Origin of the sequence: Frankia sp. Hr75.2 (assembly GCF_949319125.1) — a bacterium.
Classification (GTDB): domain Bacteria; phylum Actinomycetota; class Actinomycetes; order Frankiales; family Frankiaceae; genus Parafrankia; species Parafrankia soli.
In genome coordinates, this window is sequence record NZ_CASGGV010000179.1 from 1 (window position 1) to 998 (window position 998).

The 998-nt window shown below is 71.7% G+C and carries 1 protein-coding gene; it reads left to right on the top strand.

Annotated features, from left to right (window positions below; genetic code table 11):
- The coding region (locus AC559T_RS14125; RefSeq protein ID WP_498868985.1) for a zinc-dependent alcohol dehydrogenase at positions 1 to 996 on the top strand (996 nt) is incomplete at its 5' end.
- Between the last annotated feature and the right edge of the window lie 2 nt (positions 997 to 998).

Sequence of the window (998 nt, forward strand, 5' to 3'; positions counted from 1 at the left end):
GTCACCGATTTCCGCGCACCGCTGCAGATCGTCGACCGGCCCGTTCCCACACCGGGGCCCGGCCAGGTCCTGGTCCGGATCGAGGCCAGCGGCCTGTGCCACACCGACATCCACGCCGCCCACGGCGACTGGCCGGTCAAGCCCACTCCGCCGTTCGTCCCCGGGCATGAAGGAGTGGGAGTCGTCGAAGTCCTCGGTGCCGGGGTGACCGGGCGTGCCGTCGGCGACCGGGTCGCGATCCCGTGGCTGGGCTATGCCTGCGGCCGGTGCCGCTACTGCATCGGCGGCTGGGAGACGCTGTGCGAGGGCCAGCGCAACAGCGGCTACACGGTGGACGGCGCGTTCGCCGAGTACGCCGTCGCCGACGCGGACTACGCCGTGCCGGTCCCGGCGGGCGTCTCCTCCTTCGACGCCGCGCCGCTGACCTGCGCCGGGGTGACCACCTACAAGGCCATCAAGGTCGCCGGTGTCGTCCCGGCCGAGACCGTCGCGGTGTTCGGCATCGGCGGGTTGGGCCACCTTGCGCTGCAGTACGCCCGCATCGCCGGTGGTTTCGTCGTCGGGGTCGACGTCACGGAGCCGAAGCTGGCCCTGGCCACCGAGCTCGGCGCCGACCACGTGGTGAACGCGCGGTCCACCGACCCGGTCGAGGCCATCCAGAAGCTCGGCGGTGCTGATGTCGCGGTGGCTCTCGCCGCATCCCCGCGGGCGTTCGAGCAGGCGTTCGCCTCGCTGCGTCGCGGCGGACGGCTGGTCTGTGTCGCGCTGCCCGCCGACGGCACGATGTCCATCCCGATCTTCGACCTCGTGCTGAAGGGCATCAGTGTCCGCGGGTCAATCGTCGGCACCCGCAATGACCTCGCCGAGGTCTTCCGGCTGCACGCGGCCGGACGGACGAGGGTGATCGCCGCCCGGCGGAAGCTCGACGACGTCAACGCCTGCATGGACGAGGTTCTGGCCAGCGAGGTCCCGGCCCGGCTGGTGTTCGAGTTCTGACC